Annotated in this window: 16 protein-coding genes; 7 read left to right on the forward strand and 9 right to left on the reverse strand. The window is 62.6% G+C overall.

What is annotated here, in order from left to right; translation table 11 throughout:
• Positions 1-11: 11 nt before the first annotated feature.
• The gene (locus tag ACVWNW_RS07720) at positions 12-1,553 is read right to left on the reverse strand and encodes a xylulokinase (protein WP_454482066.1); all 1,542 of its coding nucleotides are present in this window, start codon (positions 1,551-1,553) and stop codon (positions 12-14) included.
• A 192-nt stretch (positions 1,554-1,745) separates the two neighbouring features.
• Here ACVWNW_RS07720 and ACVWNW_RS07725 point away from each other — a divergent pair, with 192 nt between their 5' ends.
• Positions 1,746-2,981, forward strand: coding sequence for an ROK family protein (locus ACVWNW_RS07725; RefSeq protein ID WP_454482068.1), 1,236 nt, complete (start codon positions 1,746-1,748; stop codon positions 2,979-2,981).
• A 40-nt stretch (positions 2,982-3,021) separates the two neighbouring features.
• Here ACVWNW_RS07725 and ACVWNW_RS07730 read toward each other — a convergent pair whose 3' ends face one another.
• Positions 3,022-3,564 carry an NUDIX hydrolase gene (locus tag ACVWNW_RS07730; protein WP_261254219.1) on the reverse strand — a complete coding sequence of 181 codons (543 nt, stop codon included), beginning with the start codon at positions 3,562-3,564 and terminating at the stop codon, positions 3,022-3,024.
• A gap of 3 nt (positions 3,565-3,567) precedes the next feature.
• Complete coding sequence (locus tag ACVWNW_RS07735) at positions 3,568-5,169, reverse strand: aminopeptidase P family protein (protein ID WP_454482071.1); 1,602 nt, start codon at positions 5,167-5,169, stop codon at positions 3,568-3,570.
• A 155-nt stretch (positions 5,170-5,324) separates the two neighbouring features.
• On the opposite strand from ACVWNW_RS07735, the gene ACVWNW_RS07740 reads away from it, so the two are divergent.
• Together ACVWNW_RS07740 and smc are read left to right on the forward strand one after the other, a co-directional pair.
• Positions 5,325-6,746, forward strand: a complete 1,422-nt coding sequence (locus ACVWNW_RS07740) for a bifunctional folylpolyglutamate synthase/dihydrofolate synthase (RefSeq protein ID WP_198229444.1) — start codon at positions 5,325-5,327, stop codon at positions 6,744-6,746.
• Positions 6,746-10,384 (forward strand): chromosome segregation protein SMC, encoded by a 3,639-nt coding sequence (smc, locus tag ACVWNW_RS07745; RefSeq protein ID WP_454482073.1) that lies wholly within the window; start codon positions 6,746-6,748, stop codon positions 10,382-10,384. Before ACVWNW_RS07740 ends, smc begins: the two co-directional genes overlap by 1 nt.
• A 177-nt stretch (positions 10,385-10,561) precedes the next feature.
• On the opposite strand, the gene ACVWNW_RS07750 is transcribed toward smc, so the two are convergent.
• Both ACVWNW_RS07750 and ACVWNW_RS07755 read right to left on the reverse strand, forming a co-directional pair.
• Complete coding sequence (locus ACVWNW_RS07750; protein WP_454482075.1) at positions 10,562-12,130, reverse strand: UDP-N-acetylmuramoyl-L-alanyl-D-glutamate--2,6-diaminopimelate ligase; 1,569 nt, start codon at positions 12,128-12,130, stop codon at positions 10,562-10,564.
• Between the two features lie 206 nt (positions 12,131-12,336).
• Positions 12,337-13,095, reverse strand: coding sequence for an exonuclease domain-containing protein (locus ACVWNW_RS07755; RefSeq protein WP_454482077.1), 759 nt, complete (start codon positions 13,093-13,095; stop codon positions 12,337-12,339).
• 154 nt (positions 13,096-13,249) lie between these two features.
• On the opposite strand from ACVWNW_RS07755, the gene ACVWNW_RS07760 reads away from it, so the two are divergent.
• Positions 13,250-13,870: a sigma-70 family RNA polymerase sigma factor gene (locus ACVWNW_RS07760; RefSeq protein ID WP_046323714.1), complete on the forward strand. Its 621-nt coding sequence runs from the start codon at positions 13,250-13,252 to the stop codon at positions 13,868-13,870.
• 39 nt (positions 13,871-13,909) lie between these two features.
• Positions 13,910-14,197 (forward strand): hypothetical protein, encoded by a 288-nt coding sequence (locus tag ACVWNW_RS07765; RefSeq protein ID WP_232348604.1) that lies wholly within the window; start codon positions 13,910-13,912, stop codon positions 14,195-14,197.
• Between the two features lie 158 nt (positions 14,198-14,355).
• Here ACVWNW_RS07765 and ACVWNW_RS07770 read toward each other — a convergent pair whose 3' ends face one another.
• Complete coding sequence (locus ACVWNW_RS07770) at positions 14,356-14,430, reverse strand: 50S ribosomal protein bL37 (protein WP_099327425.1); 75 nt, start codon at positions 14,428-14,430, stop codon at positions 14,356-14,358.
• Positions 14,431-14,515: 85 nt separating this feature from the next.
• Positions 14,516-15,484 (reverse strand): aldose 1-epimerase family protein, encoded by a 969-nt coding sequence (locus tag ACVWNW_RS07775; protein WP_454482079.1) that lies wholly within the window; start codon positions 15,482-15,484, stop codon positions 14,516-14,518.
• A gap of 172 nt (positions 15,485-15,656) precedes the next feature.
• Here ACVWNW_RS07775 and ACVWNW_RS07780 point away from each other — a divergent pair, with 172 nt between their 5' ends.
• Entirely contained in the window at positions 15,657-16,724 is a 1,068-nt protein-coding gene (locus ACVWNW_RS07780) for a 4-hydroxy-3-methylbut-2-enyl diphosphate reductase (RefSeq protein ID WP_454482080.1), read from the forward strand.
• A gap of 19 nt (positions 16,725-16,743) precedes the next feature.
• Here ACVWNW_RS07780 and ybaK read toward each other — a convergent pair whose 3' ends face one another.
• Positions 16,744-17,250 carry a Cys-tRNA(Pro) deacylase gene (gene ybaK / locus ACVWNW_RS07785; protein ID WP_198207115.1) on the reverse strand — a complete coding sequence of 169 codons (507 nt, stop codon included), beginning with the start codon at positions 17,248-17,250 and terminating at the stop codon, positions 16,744-16,746.
• 76 nt (positions 17,251-17,326) lie between these two features.
• Here ybaK and ACVWNW_RS07790 point away from each other — a divergent pair, with 76 nt between their 5' ends.
• A complete protein-coding gene (locus ACVWNW_RS07790) occupies positions 17,327-17,923 on the forward strand; it encodes a DedA family protein (protein ID WP_261254232.1) in 597 nt (198 codons plus the stop codon).
• 73 nt (positions 17,924-17,996) lie between these two features.
• On the opposite strand, the gene gap is transcribed toward ACVWNW_RS07790, so the two are convergent.
• Positions 17,997-19,052, reverse strand: a complete 1,056-nt coding sequence (gap, locus tag ACVWNW_RS07795; RefSeq protein WP_110425080.1) for a type I glyceraldehyde-3-phosphate dehydrogenase — start codon at positions 19,050-19,052, stop codon at positions 17,997-17,999.
• Positions 19,053-19,162: the final 110 nt, after the last annotated feature.

Below are 19,162 nucleotides of genomic sequence, written 5' to 3' on the forward strand. Positions count from 1 at the left end.
GGCGGGGCCTTTCATCCCCGCCAGCGCAGATACTGCTGGTAGACCTGCTCGCAGGGGGCTCCCGTCAGCGTGGTGTCGATGTTTACCGACCAGACGGGAGGCTCCTGTTCTCCAGTCAGAGCCCAGGCCGCCTGGCGAGCCGCACCGATGGCCACATACTCATCCGGCTGCGGCAACTGCACATCCATGCCTAGGATTCCTGGGGCATAGGCTCTGACTGCTGGAGACTTGGCGCCGCCGCCGACCAGGAGAATTCTGGAGACCGTGGTGCCCAGCCGTTTCAGCAGCTCCAGACAGTCGCGTTGGGAGCAGAGCAGTCCTTCCACGAATGCTCTGGCCAGGTTGGTGCGCGTCGTGTTGGCCAGGGTCAGTCCCTCCAGTCTGGCGTGGGCATCAGGGCGGTTGGGTGTGCGCTCGCCGTCGAAGTAGGGGATCAGAGTGATTCCTCCGGCCCCCGGCGAGGACTTCTCCGCCAGCTCGGCCAGACCGTCATAATCCGTCCCGAGAGCGGCCAGACCTGCGTCCAGGATGCGTGACGCGTTGATGGTGCAGGCCAGGGGCAGCCAGTGGCCGGTGGCATCCGCGAATCCGGTCACCGAGGCGCTCATGTCATAGGCGGGAACCGGGCTGACCGCTGCAGCGACACCCGAGGTTCCCAAGGAGATTGAGACGTCGCCCACCTGCATAGCCAGGCCCAGCGCTGTCATGGCGTTGTCGCCGCCGCCCGGTGCGATGATGCAGCCGCCTGGTACATCTCTGCCGGCGATGCGTGGGTCAGCCTTGGCTCCGACCTGGTGGGGGCCAAGGACCTTAGGCAGAATCACACGCTCGGCCATGCCCTCGGGCAGGGCCATGTCCAGCAGGTCACGCCGGTAGCAGTCAGCGGCAGGGTCGTAGTAGCCCGTGCCGGAGGCATCCGAGCGATCGGTGAAAAGGTCTTCCAGCCCTGGTTCGGTCTCCGGGTCGGCTGCGGGGCCATGACCGGCGATGACCCAGCTCAGCCAGTCGTGGGGAAGGCATATGGCCGCGATAGCCCTGGCATTATCCGGCTCCACCCTGCTGACCCAGGCCACTTTGGTGATGGTCAGCGAGGCAACGGGGGAGGAGCCCACAGCCCGCACCCAGGCTTGTTTGCCGCGCATGGCCAGGTCCTGATCCGAGTTCGGGTCCTTGCTTGGCCCGTCGTTTTCCGTTTCGGTGCTTTCAGCTTCTCCGGTCTTGGACTTGGCTAGCCGGATGATGAGATTGTCGGCATCAGGAGCCGAACGCGTATCGTTCCAGAGCAAGGCATCCCTGATTACCTGCCCCTGACGGTCCAGCAATACCATACCGTGCTGCTGGCCTCCCACGCTGATGGCTGAGACATCGTTCAGACCTCCTGCCTGGGCTGAAGCCTCCTGAAAGGCCTTCCACCAGGCCATGGGGTTGACGCTGGTGCCTGCCGGGTGTTGAGCTTTGCCGAAGCGGACCAGCCGACCGGTCCGGGCCTCGGTGACCCTCACCTTGCAGGACTGGGTCGATGTGTCCACTCCCGCCACCAGGATCTCATTCATGTCAGCCTCCTTGCTTTCCGGGCTCCGGTCATTGGAGCACTCCATCATAGTATCTCAATTATTAAATCGATAAACTAAATGTCGTTGCTCAGGGCATCTCAATTGCTGAACTGCCGTCAGACTGGAACGTAAGATATTGGAGAGGCCCAGAATTTAGCGGGCCTATGTTCGTTCATGAAAGGTTGTTGAACCGTGACTGCCCTGCGCTCTATCAATCAGGATGATCTGAGGAACCACAACCTCTCGGTCATCATCGACACCATTCTGCGGTCGCCTACCTCGCTCAGCAGGGCGGATCTGGCCAAGGCCACCGGGCTGACCAAGGCCACCATGTCGCTCCTGGCGGGGCTCCTGCTCAGGAATCGGGTGGTGCGCGAGGAGGAGCCTGAGACCTCGCAGAGCAACCACGGACGACCCAGCACCCCGCTGTCCATCGCACACGGGCGCTGGGCCGGCCTGGGCTTGCAGATCAATACCGACGGCTACGGCTGTCTGGCCATGGATCTGGATGGGACCCTAATCGATTCAGCCTGGGTCAAGGACGATATGCACGAGGCGGAGCCCGATCAGGTCTTCACCAACTTGGAAAAGCTGGCCAAGCCCATCGAACGTAAGTTGTCACGTCGCCATTACCTTACAGTGGGTTCGGGCCTGGCCCTGCCCGGTCTGGTCGGCGGCGACACCACCCTGCTTATGGCCCGCAATCTGGGATGGGAACGTCTGGATTTGCAGGACTTCCCCCTGGTTCGCCGTCTGGCCCCCCGAGTGGGCAACGAGGCGCGTCTGGCAGCCCTCGCACAGATTCCCGGCTACGCTGCCCAGCGTCCCGCTGACGGGCATGAGGGACCGCTTTCACCCACAGACTCTTTTATCTACATTTCAACTGACATAGGTATAGGCGGGGCTGTGGTGCGCCGTGGAGCCGTGGAGACAGGGGATCACGGGTTCGCTGGCGAATTGGGACATGCCTCGGTGGATCTGAACGGGCCCACTTGCCGTTGCGGTCGCCGTGGGTGCCTGGAAACCTATGCCGGGCGCAGGGCTCTGGTTGAGGCAGCGGGCATCGCCACCGGAGCCGAGGCGGTCACGCCCCAGGCCATGGAGGAACTCTACCAGCGCTGGCAGCAGGGAGACGCCAAGGCCGTTGATGCCATTGACCGTGGGCTCGATGCCATGATCTCGGTCATCGCCTCTGCCATCAACATTGTGGATGTGGATACAGTCATCCTGGGGGGATTCTGGTCGCACTTCGGGGGAAATCTGGCCCAACGTCTGCAGGATCGTCTCAATCAGCTGACGCTAGGTCGGGATGCCGTGGACATCCGTGTGCTCATTCCCGCCCAGGCCGATTACCCGGCCCTCAAGGGAGCAGCGCTGGTAGGTCTGCGCCGATTCATCGACGATCCGCTTGATTTCTTCGAGGACTGAGTTGCCAAGACCTGAGCCGTGCAAGGGTTCAATGACCAACCTAAGATTGGTCGGAATTGGCGGGCAGCTGTCTGCCACCGACCTTGAAGAGGGCATGGGCATCTCCGCCATGCAGGCGTTTCAGATAGGTTCGGGCCCGAGCCATGCGTTCTACAGTAGTCTGGGCCAGCGGGTCTGGGAGTTGATTGGAGTCGAACCAGCCGACTGACAAGCTTTCCTCGTCACCGACATAGGGGTCGGCATTGCCGTTGAGGTCGGGCCGGCAGATAAATAGATGATCCATGTACATGGTCCGGTCACCGTTGGCATAAGTAACCACCTGTCGGGAGGATGTGACCGCTGCCAGGTCAGAAACGATCACATCCACTCCGGTTTCCTCTTTGACCTCGCGGACCACGGTGTCGGCCGGGTCCTCGCCGGGTTCGTTGATCCCGTAGACCAAGGCCCACTGGCCGGTGTCAGAACGCCGGCCCAGCAGGACGCGGCCCTGGCCGTCAGTGACGAAAGCCGTCACGCCGTTCAGCCAAAGCAGGTCATGGCCTATGGACCGGCGCAGTCTGAGCACGAAGTCAGGGGTGGGCATGTATCAGTCCCGGCCCGGATCAGCCAGAGCGGCCCGCTCCGCCATCCAGGCCTCCACCTCTTCCACGGTCTTGGGAATGCCTGCAGACAGCCACTGGGGCCCCTGTTCGGTCATGAGCACGTCGTCCTCTACGCGCACGCCAATGCCGCGGAACTCCGGAGGCACCAGCAGGTCGTTCTCCTTGAAGTAGAGTCCGGGCTCGATGGTGAAGATCATCCCAGGGGCGATGGGGGCACCCTGGTAGGACTCGTACCTGGCCTCCGCGCAGTCGTGCACGTCCAGGCCCAGGTGGTGGGCACATCCGCAGGCGTGCCAGCGGCGGTGCTGCTGGCCTTGCGGGGAGAGCGACTCCTCCACACTGACCTTGAGGATGCCCCACTCGTGCAGCGTTTCGGCCAGCACCCGCATGATGGCATGGTGGATGTCCGAGTAGGTGGCGCCGGGCTTAGCGGCTTCGAAGCCGGCCTGCTGGGCCTTGAGCACGGTCTGGTAGATCCGCTTCTGCAGGGGGCTGAAGGTGCCGCTTACAGGGAAGGTGCGGGTGATGTCAGCCGTGTAGAGGCTGTTGACCTCCACGCCCGCATCGATCAGGAGCAGGTCGCCCTTCTGGACTGTCCCATCGTTGCGCATCCAGTGCAGGATCGGGGCGTGCTTGCCCGAGGCGATGATGGAACCGTAGCCCACGTCGTTGCCCTTCTCACGGGCGTTTGCGTTGAAGACACCCTCCAGCATCCGCTCGGAACGGGGCTTGCCTACCACTTGAGGCAGATGGGTCAGGATCCGGTCGAACCCGTCCTTGGTGGCCGCTATGGCCTTGCGCAGCTCGTTTACCTCATAGTCGTCCTTGATCATACGGGCCTCTGAGGTGAACTCTTCGAGCTTGTCGTCGGCTTCCTCATTGCGGTCCGGACCACCGATGCCGTTGGCCTTGCGGGCGGCCTCCACCTGGTTCAGGACCTCCTGGTCTGCAGTACGGATCACACGCAGCTTGACCGCTCCCTGGTCAGGCCCCAGATCCTTGGCGATGGCATCAGGGAAGGAGGCAATGTCCTTGGTGGGGATGCCGGTCATGACGGCCAGCTCCCGCAGACCTGCCCGGGGACCCACCCAGTACTCTCCGTACTGAGCGGACCGATAGTAGTCGCGGGTGGACTGATCGGCCCGGGGGTGGACGAAGAGCTCAGGGGTATGGGTCAGGCCCTTGGCGGCCTCAGGACTGTCAGGGTCCACCGGGTCCAGGACCAGGATGGCTCCGGGTTCGTAGTCCTCGCCCAGGCCCGTGTAATAGGCGAAGGTGGTGTCTGGGCGGAAGGCGTAGTCGTTGTCGTTGTTTCGGGTCTTGTAGGAACCAGCGGGGATGACCAGACGCTCACCGGGGAAACGCCGGCCCAGCTCACGCAGGCGGCGCTCGGTGTATTTGCTGGATTCCAATGGCTCGATCTGGGGCTCCTGGGCCTGCCAGCCGGTGGTCATGAACTTCTGGAAGGCGGGGGAGTTGGGTCGCAGGGTTCGGTTGTTCACCCGATCGTCCATGTTCTGCTCATCCAGGTCCACGTTCTTGGGATCGGTGTCTCCTTGTAAATGCTCCTGTGCGGATGCGGTCACGTCCGGCCTCCTTGAAATTTCGGTTCTTACTATGTTGGTTCCATGGTAGTGCGTTTGGCCGATGTGACAGTCGGCTGTTTCGGCCTTCAATCGGGGTCGGTCGCGCATAGAATAGGCGGGAAGCATCCACAGCCAGCAGGAGGCGCAGGCAGAATATGTCATTCGAACACCCCAATAGCAAGGGTCAGAATATTCGCGATGTCGAACGGGCCATCATGGCGCGTCCCGCTGAGCATGACAGCCCCAATCTGGACTTGGACAGGATGGGGATGATGCTGGACCTGCTGGGCCACCCTGAGCACAGCTTCCGGGTCATCCATGTCACCGGGACCAACGGCAAGGGATCCACCGCGCGGATGGCCGAGGCTCTGGTGAGGGCCTACGGTCTGCGCACCGGGCTCTATACATCGCCCCACCTGGAGCGGATCAATGAGCGGATCGCCATCGACGGCAAGGAGCTCTCAGACGAGGACTTCGTAGACCTTTACCAGCAGATTGAGGATTTCATCGCCATGGTGGACGACCGCTTCGCTCAGAAGGGCAGGGCTCCCATGAGCTTCTTCGAGGTCCTGACCGCCATGGCTGTCTGGGCCTTCGCTGATGCCCCCGTGGATGTGGCCATTGTCGAGGTGGGGATGGGCGGCCGCTGGGATGCCACCAACGTCCTCGATGGCGATGCCTCCATCATCGGGCCGGTGGACATGGACCACATGCAGTGGCTCGGAGATACGGTCGAGCAGATAGCAGGGGAGAAGGCCGGGATCATCAAGCCCAAGTCCACGGTCATCGTCGGCGCCCAGCCTCATGAGGATGCCGTCATGCCCATCATCGAGCAGGCTGTGCGCGAGCAGGGTGCCCCCACTCTGCTGAGGGACGGCAACGAGCTGGAGGTGGTCTCCCGCATGCCCGCAGTGGGTGGTCAAGTGGCCACCTTGCGCACACCCCAGGGGCTCTACAAGGATGTGCCCATCGACAAGTTCGGGGAGCACCAGGCCCACAACGCCTTGGCAGCCCTGGCGGCAGCCGAGACGGTCATCCCCGTTAACGGGGCCCTGGACCAGGATCTGGTGGCCGAGGCCTTAAGTCAGGTGCGCATTCCTGGACGGATCGAACAGGTGCGCACCTCGCCCACCATCATCATCGATGGCGGACACAACTTGAACGCGGCCCAGTCCCTGCGTGCAGCCATCGAGGAGAACTATGACTTCAAGCAGCTGGTGGGCGTGATCTCCATGATGGCCGACAAACAGGTGGAGGATTATCTGGGCATACTGGAGCCCGTGCTGGACAGCGTCGTGGTAACCGAGAACTCTTGGAAGGGCCGGGTCATGCCGGCCGAGGATTTGGAGCGGGTCGCCGTACGGGTCTTCGGAACCGACAGGGTGGTCCGGCGCGACCGGATGCCCGATGCCATCCAGACGGCCGTCGACATGGTCGACAGCGAGGATCAGACCGGCGTGGGCTATGGCCGTGGGGTGCTGATCTGTGGCAGCTTCGTCACCGCCGGCGATGCCCGCACCCTGCTGGCCGAGCGTCCCAACCCCGATCTGGCCAAGCCTAAGGCGGAGCGCGCCTGATGTATCTCAAGGAGCTGACCCTCAAGGGCTTCAAGTCCTTCGCCTCGGCTACCACCCTGCGCTTCGAGCCGGGCATCACCGCTGTGGTGGGCCCCAACGGATCAGGCAAATCCAACATAGTCGACGCTTTGGCTTGGGTCATGGGCGAGCAGGGGGCCAAAAGCCTGCGCGGCGGATCCATGGAGGACGTTATCTTCGCAGGCACCTCCTCCAGGCCGCCGCTGGGCCGGGCGCAGGTCACCCTGACCATCGACAACACCGATCGGACCTTGGATATCGACTACACCGAGGTCACCATCAGCCGGACCATCTACCGCAACGGCGGGTCCGAATACGCCATCAACGGTTCCGACTGCCGCCTGCTTGACATCCAGGAGCTGCTCAGCGACACCGGGCTAGGGCAGCAGATGCACGTGATCGTCGGCCAGGGGCGGCTGGATGCCATCCTGCGGGCTGATCCCGCCGGCCATCGGGCTTTCATCGAGGAGGCGGCCGGCATCCTCAAGCACCGCAAGCGCAAGGAACGGGCCCTGCACAAGCTGGCCAACACCGAGGCCAATCTTTCCCGTCTGGATGATCTGATTGGCGAGATTCATCGGCAGTTGGGACCGCTGGGTCGCCAGGCCAAGGTCTCCCGCCGGGCAGACATGATCCAGGTCAGTCTGCGGGACGCCCAGGCTCGTATCCATGCCGATGATGCTCTGACTTCGCAGAAAAAGCTGGAGGATCTGCGTTCGCAGATGGTTGAGACCCGGGGGCGGCTGGCCAGGGGACAGGAGGACCTGACCAGGGTCAAGCTGCGCATCGAACAGCTGGAGGGGCTGGATAGGCAGTCCAGTCCGGCCCTGGATGCGGTCAACCAGCAGTGGAATGACCTGACCAAGCTCGGTGAGCGTGCCGGGTCCCTGGCATCCCTGGCCAGGGAGCGTAGCCGTTCGCTGGAGGCAGGCATGGTGGCCGATCAGGGTCAGGATCCTGGGTTGCTCAGGCGGCGGGCCGACGAGCTCAAGGGCCAGGCCGACCAGGAGGAGGGCCAGGTCGGAGCCGACCGGATCGCCCTGGATGGCTGCGTTCAAGCTCGTGCGGATCTGGAGCGGCGGCTGGCCGCTCACCGGCAGACCATGACCGAGCTGCGGCAGGCTGCCAGGAAGCGACAGGCTCGGCTTGGTGACCTGGCGCAGCTGGTGGCCAAGGAGGAATCGGCCCTGGAACTTTCCAGGCAGCGTGAGCGCGACCTGACCCGCCAGCAGGATCAGGTCAGGGAAGGCCTGGAGCGTGCTAGAAACCGGGTGCGAGATCTGGATAATCAGGAGGAAAACCCTGAGCAGGACGGCAGACAGGCCCTGGATCAGGCGGGTCAGGTCAGGGACCAGGCCCGCAGCAGACTCAACGATCTTCAGGAGCGGGAACGTCGAATTCAGTCCGATGCCATCTCTGCTCAGGCCAAGGCTGATGCCTTGGCGGACACGCTGGACCATCGCGGCGCCGGCGAGGCCCTGTCCCAGGCCGGGGATCCGGCCCTGCTGGGCCTGCTGACCGACTTCGTCCGAGTAGAGGATGGCTGGGAGGAGCCCCTGGCCCAGGCCCTGCATGACTATGCCTCGGCCCTGGTGGCCAAGGATGAGCAGACGGTCGATCGAACCCTGGAGCGGGCCCGCCAGGATCGCTTGGGACGCGCCGCGCTGATCTCGGCATCAGGCCCGATCAAGGGTGCAGGCGTAAGGCATGGTGACGGCCCCTGGCGGCCGGCCGCCGACCTGGTGACCCTGCGGGAACATCCTGCCGATCCTGACCGGGCCCAGGGGGTGCTGGATGCTGTCCGCAGTCTGCTGGCCTCTACAGCTGCCGTCGATGACGTTAATCAGGCCCATCATGCCCTGGAGGACGGGTGGCAACAGGCGCTGACTCGCCTGGGCGACCTCTACGACCGGGTAGGCGCCGTAGGTGGATCCGCTCCAGCCACCAGCGACTTGGCGCTGACCGCGCGTAGGGATAAGGCCCTGGCGCAGGTTGAGGCCCTCCAGGAGGAATCCAAAACACTGCAGCCCCAGATGGAAGCGGCACGTGCCGTCCTTGAGCAGGCAGAGCAGAAGCTTCAGGAGGCGCGCAACCAGTGCACTGAGGCCCGGGTCAAAGCTGAGCAGGCCGCCCGGGATCTGGCGGCAGCCCGCAAGGAGTCTGATCGAGCCCAGGCCGGAGTCAAGGATCTGGATGACCGGCTGGCCCAGGTGCGCGACCAGGTGCGCACCCACGAACTCAAACTGGAAGATCTCAAGGCCGGCCTGGCCCGTGCCCAGGAAGACGGGGAATCTGACCCTGATGACCCGGAGGGCATGGAAGACCGGCAGCATGAATTGGAGACGGCTCTGGACCAGGCCCGCACCGCCGAGATGGAAGCCAAGCTGACCTGGACCGAGAGCGACCGGCGGCATGCCTCCCTGCTGCGTCAGATCGATCTGCTGCGGGATCAGGCCGAGCAGGCCGAACGCCATCGTCAGCGAATAGGTGAGGAGAATCGTCGGCGCAAGGCTGGCATGGCTTCCCTGGGGCTGATCGCTCTCAGGGCAGACCTGCTGGCCCAGCTGATCAAGGAGAGGATGGAGCGTGCTGCCCGCCGCCGGGATCAGCTCAGGGCCAAGGCCTCGGCCCATGACAAGGAACTGACAGATCTGCGTGCCAGCAGGGACGCTCTGGAACCCAAGGTGGCCGGTCTGCGCCAGGATGAGCACGGTCTGGACCTGGAGCGGGAGCGTCTGGCAGGTGAAGACGGCCGTCTGCGTCAGCGCATCCAGGATGACCTGGGCATGGAGCCGGAGGAACTGATCCGCGAATATGGCCCCGACCGTCCGGTTCCTGTTCTGGATGACGAGGGCAACCCGGTGCCCCTGGACCAGGAGGGGATGGGCGAAGATGGGGATTCGCCAGCTTTCAAAACAGTGCCCTACCGGCGCGGTGAGCAGGAAAAACGGCTGGCCAAGGCCAAGCGGGACCTGGCCGCCCTAGGCAAGGTCAACCCGCTGGCCACCGAGGAATACGAGGCTCTAGAGTCCCGCAACCGCTACTTGCACGAGCAGCGTCAGGATGTAATAGGCTCACGGGATGACCTGATGGCCTTGGTCAAGGATCTGGATTCGACCATGGTCACAGTCTTCAAGGAGGCCTTCGACGACACCGCCCAGGCCTTCGAGCGTATCTTCGCTACCCTCTTCCCAGGCGGGCGCGGGCGACTGCGGCTGGAGGACCCGGACGACCTTCTGACCACCGGTGTTCTGGTCGAGGCCAGTCCGGCCGGCAAGAAGGTCCGCAGGTTATCCCTGCTTTCGGGTGGAGAGCGGTCGCTGACGGCCCTGGCCCTGCTTCTGGCCATCTTTACGGCCCGGCCCAGCCCCTTCTATGTCATGGACGAGGTTGAGGCCGCCCTGGACGACGTCAACCTGACCAGGCTGCTCAAGGCCTTCGAGCAGCTGCGGGAGCATGCCCAGCTGATCATCATCACCCACCAGCAGCGGACCATGGGCATCGCTGACGCTCTCTATGGGGTCACCATGCGGGGGGACGGGGTGACGGCCGTCATCTCCCAGCGGCTGAAGGATCCGGATCGTTCAGGCCGCAAAGAGTCCGAACCCGATCAAGGTTGACCTGTGTCAGGACCGCCTGAGAGTCCACGATGGGCCGCTGCGGCATGGCGGGATCCTTCTCTGCCCTGTATGACCGGCTGGAATTCTTTGATCTATTTGAAACCACCTGCCAGGTGGTCGTGCGTCCAGTTCTGCCACGGGGCATCGGATTCCCGTCTTAGGGGCTTGTCGGGATAGTCATCCCTGGGCTGTTCCGGTGGCTCCCAGATTGTAGCTTTTCGTACCCAGCAGGCGAGCCACCACATGGTCGTCGCCCTCATAGGGCACGTGGCTGCCGTCCTTCTTGATCCAGCGTTCCTCGCCCTTACCGATGACCAGGGTGACGCGTAAACGGTCCCCTGGCCGGCCCGGATCCCCTACGGCCTGCTTGATGGCCTGGGCCCTGTCCGGCTCGATGCTGACATCCAGGTTGGGGTTGGTCACAAAGCCCAGCATCTGCTGGTCCACCTGGTCCGAGCTCTCTCCGTCCTCATCGTCGGCGGTCAGGATCAGCCGATCGACACGGTCCTGGGCGGCGCTGACGATGCCCTCCCTGCGATCGATGGCCTTGCCGCCAGCGGAACCGGAAACCAGAGTAATCAGGGGTTTACGCTCGCCGTAGCGCTCATCTACAAAATTCAGAAGAGCTGTGACCGAGGCCTTGTTGTGGGCGTAGTCGACGTAAACCACCCGGTTGTCGGCCTTGAAGTGTTCCATCCTGCCGGCGATTCTGACGTTCCCCATGGCCTGGATGGCTCCGGAATCAGGCTCCAGACCTAGACGGGTCAGCATGGCCAGGGCGGCGGCCGCGTTCAAGGCGTTGAAATCCCCGTCCATGGACAGACTGACCGGTCGCAGGGTTCCGTCGGAGGGCCCTATCAGGTAGTCGTCGCCCTCACCGGGAGCCTTGCGGACCAGGAAGTCGGCCTGTCGAGTTCCATCGCCGAAGGTGGTCACTGGAACTCCGGCGGCGCGGGCATCCTGACGGATCAGGTCGGCTCCGCGCGCATTGGCTCCCAGGACCAGCTGCCGGCTGTTGTAGGTTATGCGGCGCTTGCAGTAGAAATAGTCCTCAAAACTGGGATGCTCGATGGGGCTGATGTGGTCTGGGGAGATGTTCAGGAATGCCCCCAGATCGAAGGTCAGCCCATAGACCCGGTCCACCTTGTATGCCTGGGAAGAGACCTCCATGACCATGTAGCGCATGCCCGCATCCACCGCATGGCGCATCATGCGGAAGAGGTCCAGCGACTCGGGAGTGGTTAGCTGGGATTCCTGGTAGTGTCGGCCGTCCAGGCAGTTGTCCACCGAGGAGAGCAAGGCGGCGCGGCCCCCGGAGAGCCTGGAGAGCATGGCTTGCAGGAAGTAGGCAGAGGTGGTCTTGCCCTTGGTGCCGGTGATTCCCACCAGGGTCAGCCGGTCCTGGGGGCGGCCATAGAAGGCTGAGGCCAGCAGGCTCATGGATTTGCGCACGTCGTTGACGATGATCCCCGGAGCTTTGGTGTGTGCGGACAGATCCTGCTGGGCCACGTAGGCCGCCGGTCCTTCCGGGCCGCAAGAATCCAGATATTCAGGCCGGAAGTGTCCCTTGCAGAAGAGCAGGCTGCCAGGTCCCGCCTGACGGGTGTCGTAGGTGACATCGGTGAAGGGCCTGGATGGCTGGATATCCTCGGGCGAATCCAAGGTCCACCGGTCGCCTTGGATAACCTCGCGCAGCTGATCATGCTCTTGCAGTAGCTCCAAGGTCGAAGCCATCGTCAGCGCCATGCCGTTTTTCCCCCTTGTCCGTTGGGTTGTGCCTGTCCCGATAGGAGATCTGACCGAGACCAGACCCAAGTCTATAACCCCGTTGAGGCCGAAGAAGGTGGGTCCGGCGACCCTTTGACTGAATGGTCAAATGCGGGTAGCCGCTTATCTTGATCACTCCTTGCTCTGTATTTCCAGGCAGAGGCCTGTGGGCATTAGGGCCGGGGTCAGAGCCAGTTGTCAGTGACCGGTCGACGCCCTTGTGAGATCAGGTGCTGGTTGAACTGGTCCCGCCACTTGGCCTGCGCCTGCCGCTGCCAGTCCATAAGGGAGTCCATGGTGATTCGGGCCACCTGGGGGAAGAGGGTGGTCATTGGTTTAATCAAATCCACTGCCGCCACCGTATCCGCCGTGGCATTGTGGAAGTTGCCATGGGGGATGACGCCGTAGTACTCGCTGGTCATTCCCAGGGTGCGGCGGCCCGACCGATGGGAGATCTCCCTGTCCAGGACCAGAGGGTCCACCACCAGCAGATCCCCTTCGCTCAGGGGCTTGACTGACCCTGAGCACCAGTGGGCGATGTCCCCGTCCAGCATCTGCACGTCGAAGGGGGCGTTGTAGGCCAGCAGGGGGATGCGCTTGTTCTGGGCACAGGCGATGAATCCGGCCATCTGCTCGGTGGCCAGCTCAGGCTTCATGCCCTCAGTGGCCAGCTGATCATCGGTGAACCCGTTGACCCTGCTGGCCCCCTTGCTGATATGCCGATGCGGATTGACTATCCAGGTGGCTACTACATCCCCTGCGTAGCCCTTGGTCGGGTCACGCAGAACCAGACTGGCCGAAACAATGCCGTCCTTGCCTGGTTTGGTGCCCGTGGTCTCGGTGTCGAACCCCAGAAGCCAGGAGTCCCCTAGGCGTGTCGACCCCTCCTGTTGCGGGGCTGACTGAAGCGCCTGCTCCATGCTTGTGTACTCGGTGTTTTCCATAAGCGTGATTTCTCCTCAGTCTTTATGGTAACCGAGGAGCGACCGGCCCGCGACCGGGTCGGAACCGCGACGGGCGAGGGGGGATGGCACAATAGGGGATGTGGCAGATACCAGCAAACTCGAAAGCAGAAAACGTCAATTCGAGGCCCTGGCCATGCCTGCGGTCGATGTGCTTTACCGACAGGCCATGCGCCTAACCAACAACCCCGACGATGCCCAGGATCTGGTTCAGGATACTTTCGAGCGCGGATTCAAGGCCTTCGACCGCTTCCAACCCGGCAGCAATTTCGAGGCCTGGATGACCACCATCGAGCGCAACGCCTACTTCAATCAGTATCACAAGGCCAAGCGGCGTCCGCAAAGGGCCAACGACTCGACTGGCGAGTACAACGACTGGGATATTTATTCGGCATCGGAGCACGGGTCCGAGGGGCTCAAATCCGCTGAGCAGGAATACATGGAGACCTTCGCCCCCGAGGAGATCATGGCCGCGCTGAATCGGCTCAGTCCGGAACGCCGGCGGGTCTTCATCGACGCTGCCATCGATGGCAAGAGCTACCAACAGGTCGCCGACGAGGAGGGCATCAAGATCGGCACAGTCATGAGCCGACTGAACCGTGCACGCTCGCAGCTACGCCAGGAGCTGGAGCGGTATGCCAAGGAGCGTGGCTACCAGCAGGAGCGCGGGGCTGCAGGCAAGCCCTCAGCGGAACGCCATGGACCTGTTGAGGTCAGGCCTAGTATAAAAAAAGAGATCAGCAGCAAGGGGCATTGAGGGCCCCCGAAGATCGGGTATCAGGAAGTGGGCAGGAGCATGGACGGACGCGTGGAGATGAGTCACTACGCATACGATGACGGCGGCTCTGTCAGGGTGACCCACACCAGCCTTCGCATCTACCAGGATGCCTCCTGCGTTGACCCCAGCGACTGCTTCGATCCGGATTCCTGCTGCGACGAGCGGGAGCGCATGGTCATCGAGGAGCTGCGCCGGTACCTGCGTCCCGAATGTGCACCAGACTGTCTGCTGGACCGGCTCAGGCACATGTTCGATCAGATGGATGAACTGGAGCAGGGGACCACGGAACGCACTGCGGACAAGTAGATTCAGTTAGGTAAATCTCGTCGATTCCTTGGCAGTACGACGGTTCTATCCGACTGTTCAGGCTATTGCAGGGATCATGGTCATGTCTATGCAACCATGGTTTTTTTTTTTTATGTATATATGCAAAACCCCGGCACCGTTGGTGCCGGGGCAGACGATCAGGTGTTCGGCCTCTTGCCGTGATTGGCGGCCTTCTTGCGGCGATCCCTGCGCTTGCGTCCGCGCATGCCCATGATTGGACTCCTTTGCTACTGATGAACCTATAAGCCTTGCCGATTATCGCACACCGGGCTGACCTTTGTCGATCAACCAGTCTGTTCAGACCTCTTGTGCCCGGTAACCCACCTGGGTGGTGTAGACGGCTGCAGGCTGCAGAATGACCAGATTCCGACCAGTTCTGAAGGCGTTGGCATATGCGGTCATAGGCTCCACGGCAACACCGGCCGGGCGCATGTCCGCCTCAAAGCCGGTTCCAGTGCAGACCTGCCATGAGGTGATGGTCTCATCGCCCCAGAGCTGAATTCGGATGCCATCCGGCCTGGTGAACCAGGCTGAGCAAGTGCCGTCGTCGTCCCGCTCCACATCAGTCCAGGCGTCGTCGAAGTCCGCATCCTCACCCAGCGCAGGGCCTTGGCGCAGATCTGTTCGCCCTTGGACGGGTTCGGTACCGGTGGGCAGCAGCCTGTCGGGATCGACCATCACGTGGGTACGGCAGGGAATGGACAGGGTGCAGGGGGCGTTGTCTTTCTGAATCTGGTCACCGACGCCCTGTTTGCCGTTGGCTAGCCAGGGGTGGATGCCGAAGGCCCAAGGCGCAGCCTCGTCGCCTAGGTTCAGAGCACGGGTGGTCATGGTCAGCCCCTGGTCGTCCAGGGTGTAGGTGACGGTAACCACCACGTCGAAGGGGTATCCGCCCATGTCTGGCACCCGCCAGGAGAGGCTGACGGAGTCCTCGGTCAGGGCTTGCAGCCGCCAGTAGGCCCGGTATCCGTAGCCGTGAATGGCGGTGTTCCGTTCATGCTCGTCGATGGGTAGGGTGTAGGTGTGGCCCTGAAATTCGTAGGTGCCATCCTCGATCCGGTTGGGGAAGGGTACCAGCACGTTCCCGTTGCTACATGGTACGGTTCCATCCGGGTCAAATGAGGCCAGCAAGTCTTTTCCCCGGTATTTCAGGAAACGCAGGATGGCTCCCAGCTCGGTCACCACCGCCTCGTAGTCCCCATGACGGATGCTGTACTGCTGTCCTGTCCGGGGCACGGCCCCGCCCATCATCTCGTTCGTATGCATGCTCCCACTTCCATAGTGCCGTTGATGCTTGGTACGCCACCATCCTAGCGCCTGGGCGGTCTTGGCTTCTTGGTGAAAGAGTGGCGAATGGACTATCGGGGGCCGCTCTGGCTTTCTACCATGGATTTGCAGCGTCCGGAACCGTCCGGATTGACATCGATAAGGAGCGGCAGTGGCAGGATTTCGGACCACCGTGTGCGAACAGCCGATCCCGCAGGGGCATGGCCGGGTCATCCTTGCTGATCCGCGCGGGTTCTGCGCGGGGGTGGACCGTGCCATTCAGACTGTGCAGACCATCCTGGATGCAGACAACCCCCACCAGGGTCTGCCACCGGTCTATGTGCGTCGGCAGATAGTCCACAACCGGCATGTGGTTGAGGACCTGTCCCGGCGTGGGGCCGTGTTCGTGGATGAGTTGGACCAGATTCCCGACCAGGCCGTCCGCGCCGGGGTTCCCGTGGTCTTCTCAGCCCATGGCATCGCCCCCTCGGTCGTCAAGGAGGCCCAGCGGCGGGGGATGCGCGTGGTCGATGCCTCATGCCCCCTGGTCAGCAAGGTCCACCGGGAGGTCCAGCGTTTCGTTCGGGACGGCTACTCGATCATTTACATAGGCCACCGGGGGCACGACGAGGCTATTGGAGTCATGGGGGAGGCACCTGACCGGGTTCATCTGGTGGAGCATGAGGCCGATATCGAGGCTTTGGATTTCGGACCGGACACGCCTCTGGTCATGCTGACTCAGACCACACTGAGCCTGGATGAGACCGCCGATCTGGCTGCGGCTCTGCGTCGACGCTTCCCCTGGATAGAGGAGCCGCCGGGTTCCGACATCTGCTATGCCACCCAGAACAGGCAGCAGGCGGTCAAGCTGGTGGCCGGTCAGGCGGACTGCATGATTGTGGTGGGGTCGGCCAACTCCTCCAATTCAGTGCGTCTGGTCGAGGTGGCCCGTCAGGCCCTGAATGCGCGCTTTCCTGGTCAGGGTGAGCAGAGGGCCCACCGGGTCGACGATGCGGGTGAACTGGATCCGATCTGGCTGCAGGGCATGGACTCGGTAGGGCTCACCTCGGGTGCTTCGGTTCCAGAAAACCTGGTTCAGGGGGTGCTGGAGACCCTGGCATCCCGAGGATTCACCCGGGTAACCCGAGAACGAGCAGTCGACGAGCACATGCATTTCGTCCTGCCTACGGCTCTGCGCTCTGCACGTGCATCCAGGAAAGTTCCACAGCCGCAGGGCTAAGCTCCAGCGCTAAAATCTCTCAGTTGGTGGCCAGAGGTGCGGTTTTGGCCTTGAGGACACGGATAAGATCTCGGGGGTCCAGACCCAGGCTGATGCCGCGCTTACCGCCGGAAACCATGATGGTGTCGAACTCTAATGCGCCCTGGTCCAGCACGGTGATGTGTGCGGTGCGTTGGCCGAAGGGCGAGATGCCGCCCAAGACATATCCGCTCTCCCGCTCGGCCTGGGCCTTGTCGGCCATACGAGCCTTTTTGGCACCCACGGCAGCGGCCAGGTGCTTGAGGTTCAGATGGCCGGTCACCGGAACAATGCCGATGACCCGCTCCTTACCCGTGTCGGCCATCAGGGTCTTGTAGACCGTACGCGGATCCAGGCCCAGTTTTTTGGCAGCCTCGATGCCGTACCCCTGGTCCATGTGGTCAGCATTGTGATGATACTCGTGGACGGTGAAGGGAACCCCTAGACGCTCCAGCTGGGCCATGGCCGGCGTCGCGGCATCCGAGTCTGCCCGCTTCTTCTTGCTCATGACTCCATGCTAAGGTACTGACCGTTTGCGTAGGCTTAGGGGTGTCTTTGGTGCGATCTCGCGGAAAGGGTAGTCCATGACCGCTGTCAATGCCTGGCTGCTCGATGCGGTGACGGGCGGATGGGGGCTAGCCGTGCTTTTCCTGGCAGCTTTTCTGGATGCGCTGATCATTCCCATACCTACGGAGCTTATGGTCCTGGCCACGGCTTCGGCCTTTCGAGCCTCGGGGCGACCCCTTCCCATCCTGGTCTTTCTGGTTTGCGCCCTGGCCTTTGCGGGCGGCGATGCCTGCACCTATGGGCTGGGGCGACTTGTCCCGTTGAATCGTCTGGCCGTCTTTCGAGGTGCCGCAGGCAAGACTGTGACATCATGGGCCCACCGGGCGCTACTGCAGGGAGGCGGCTTCTTCACACTAGCCTCGCGGTTCGTGCCCTCGGGCCGGACCGTGGTAAATCTGACTGCCGGGGCGGCGCGGTATCCGTTGACCCGTTATCTACCCCTGGCTGCACTGGCTGGTCTGCTCTGGTCCATGTATATGTGGACCTTGGGGTATCTGGCCGCCTCTTGGCTGGAAAACAACCCTCTGGCCGTCATGGCCATCGGGTTTCTGGTGGGCATGGTCGTAGGCCTGGTCTGCGACTTGGCCATGCGGGCGCTCACCCGGAGGCGCTGATTATAAGCAAGAGGTCCGCCCCCGAAGGGAACGGACCCCGAAATCGCCATGGCCGGAGGAACCGGCCGGATGCTCAGTCGCCCAACTTGGCGAAGTAGAGCAGGGTGCGGATCATGTTGCTGGTGAAGCCGTACTCGTTGTCATAGAAGGCAACGGTGCGAACCAGCTGGTCGTCACCATAGGTGTTGACATCAGTCTGCGTGGGGTCGAAGATGCCACCGTGGGTGTCGCCGATCACGTCGGAGGAGACGATGCCCTCGTCGTTGTAGCCGAAGTAGTCCTTGCCTTCGAAGGCCTTCTTGGCGGCGTTGTTGATCTCGTCGACGGTGACCTTCTTGTCCAGGACGCAGGTCAGCTCGGTGACGGAGCCGGAGGGAACGGCCACACGCTGTGCATGGCCCTGCAGCTTGCCGTCAACGGAGGGAACGACCTTGCCGATGGCCTTGGCGGCACCGGTGGAGTGCTCAATGGTGTTGATGGCAGCGGCGCGGGTGTTGCGTGGCTTGTTGCCCTTGGGGCCGTCCAGCAGCATCTGGGAGCCGGTGTAGGCGTGAATGGTGGTCATGTAGCCAATGCGGATGCCGAAGTTGTCATCCAGCATCTTGACCATGGCGGCCAGGGAGCCGGTGGTGCAGGAGCCGGCGGAGATGATCTTGTCGGAGGGCTTCAGGGTCTCCTGGTTGACGCCATAGACCACGGTAGGAGTGGTGTCGTCCTTGGCAGGGGCGGAAATCAGAACCTTCTTGGCTCCGGCGTTCAGGTGGGCCTGGGACTTCTCGGCCGAGGTGTAGAAGCCGGTGCACTCCAGCACGTAGTCCACGCCGTCGTTCTTGACCCAGGGGATGTTGTTGGCATCCTTCTCGGCGTAGACCGGGTACTCCTTGCCGTCCACTACAATGGCAGTGTCGGTGGAGGTGACCGAGACAGGGGTGCCATCGTCGTGACGGAAGGTGCCCTGGGTGCTGTCGTACTTGAGCAGATAGGCCAGAATGGCCGGGGTGGTCAGATCGTTGATGGCGGCAACCTCGATGTTGGAGGCGTCGCCGCCACGGGCCTGGAGCTCAAAGATGCGCCGGAAGGCCAGACGACCGATACGTCCGAATCCGTTGATGCCAATCTTTACTGTCATTCAATTCTCCCTTGGAGATTGGCCGTATACAGCACAAAAATTACCGGACCGTATATGGCCGATTACTGATAACATCTCATAGTTTATAGAACCCTGTGTACTTATAGCAA

The organism is Bifidobacterium sp. JNUCC 75 (assembly GCF_054819865.1).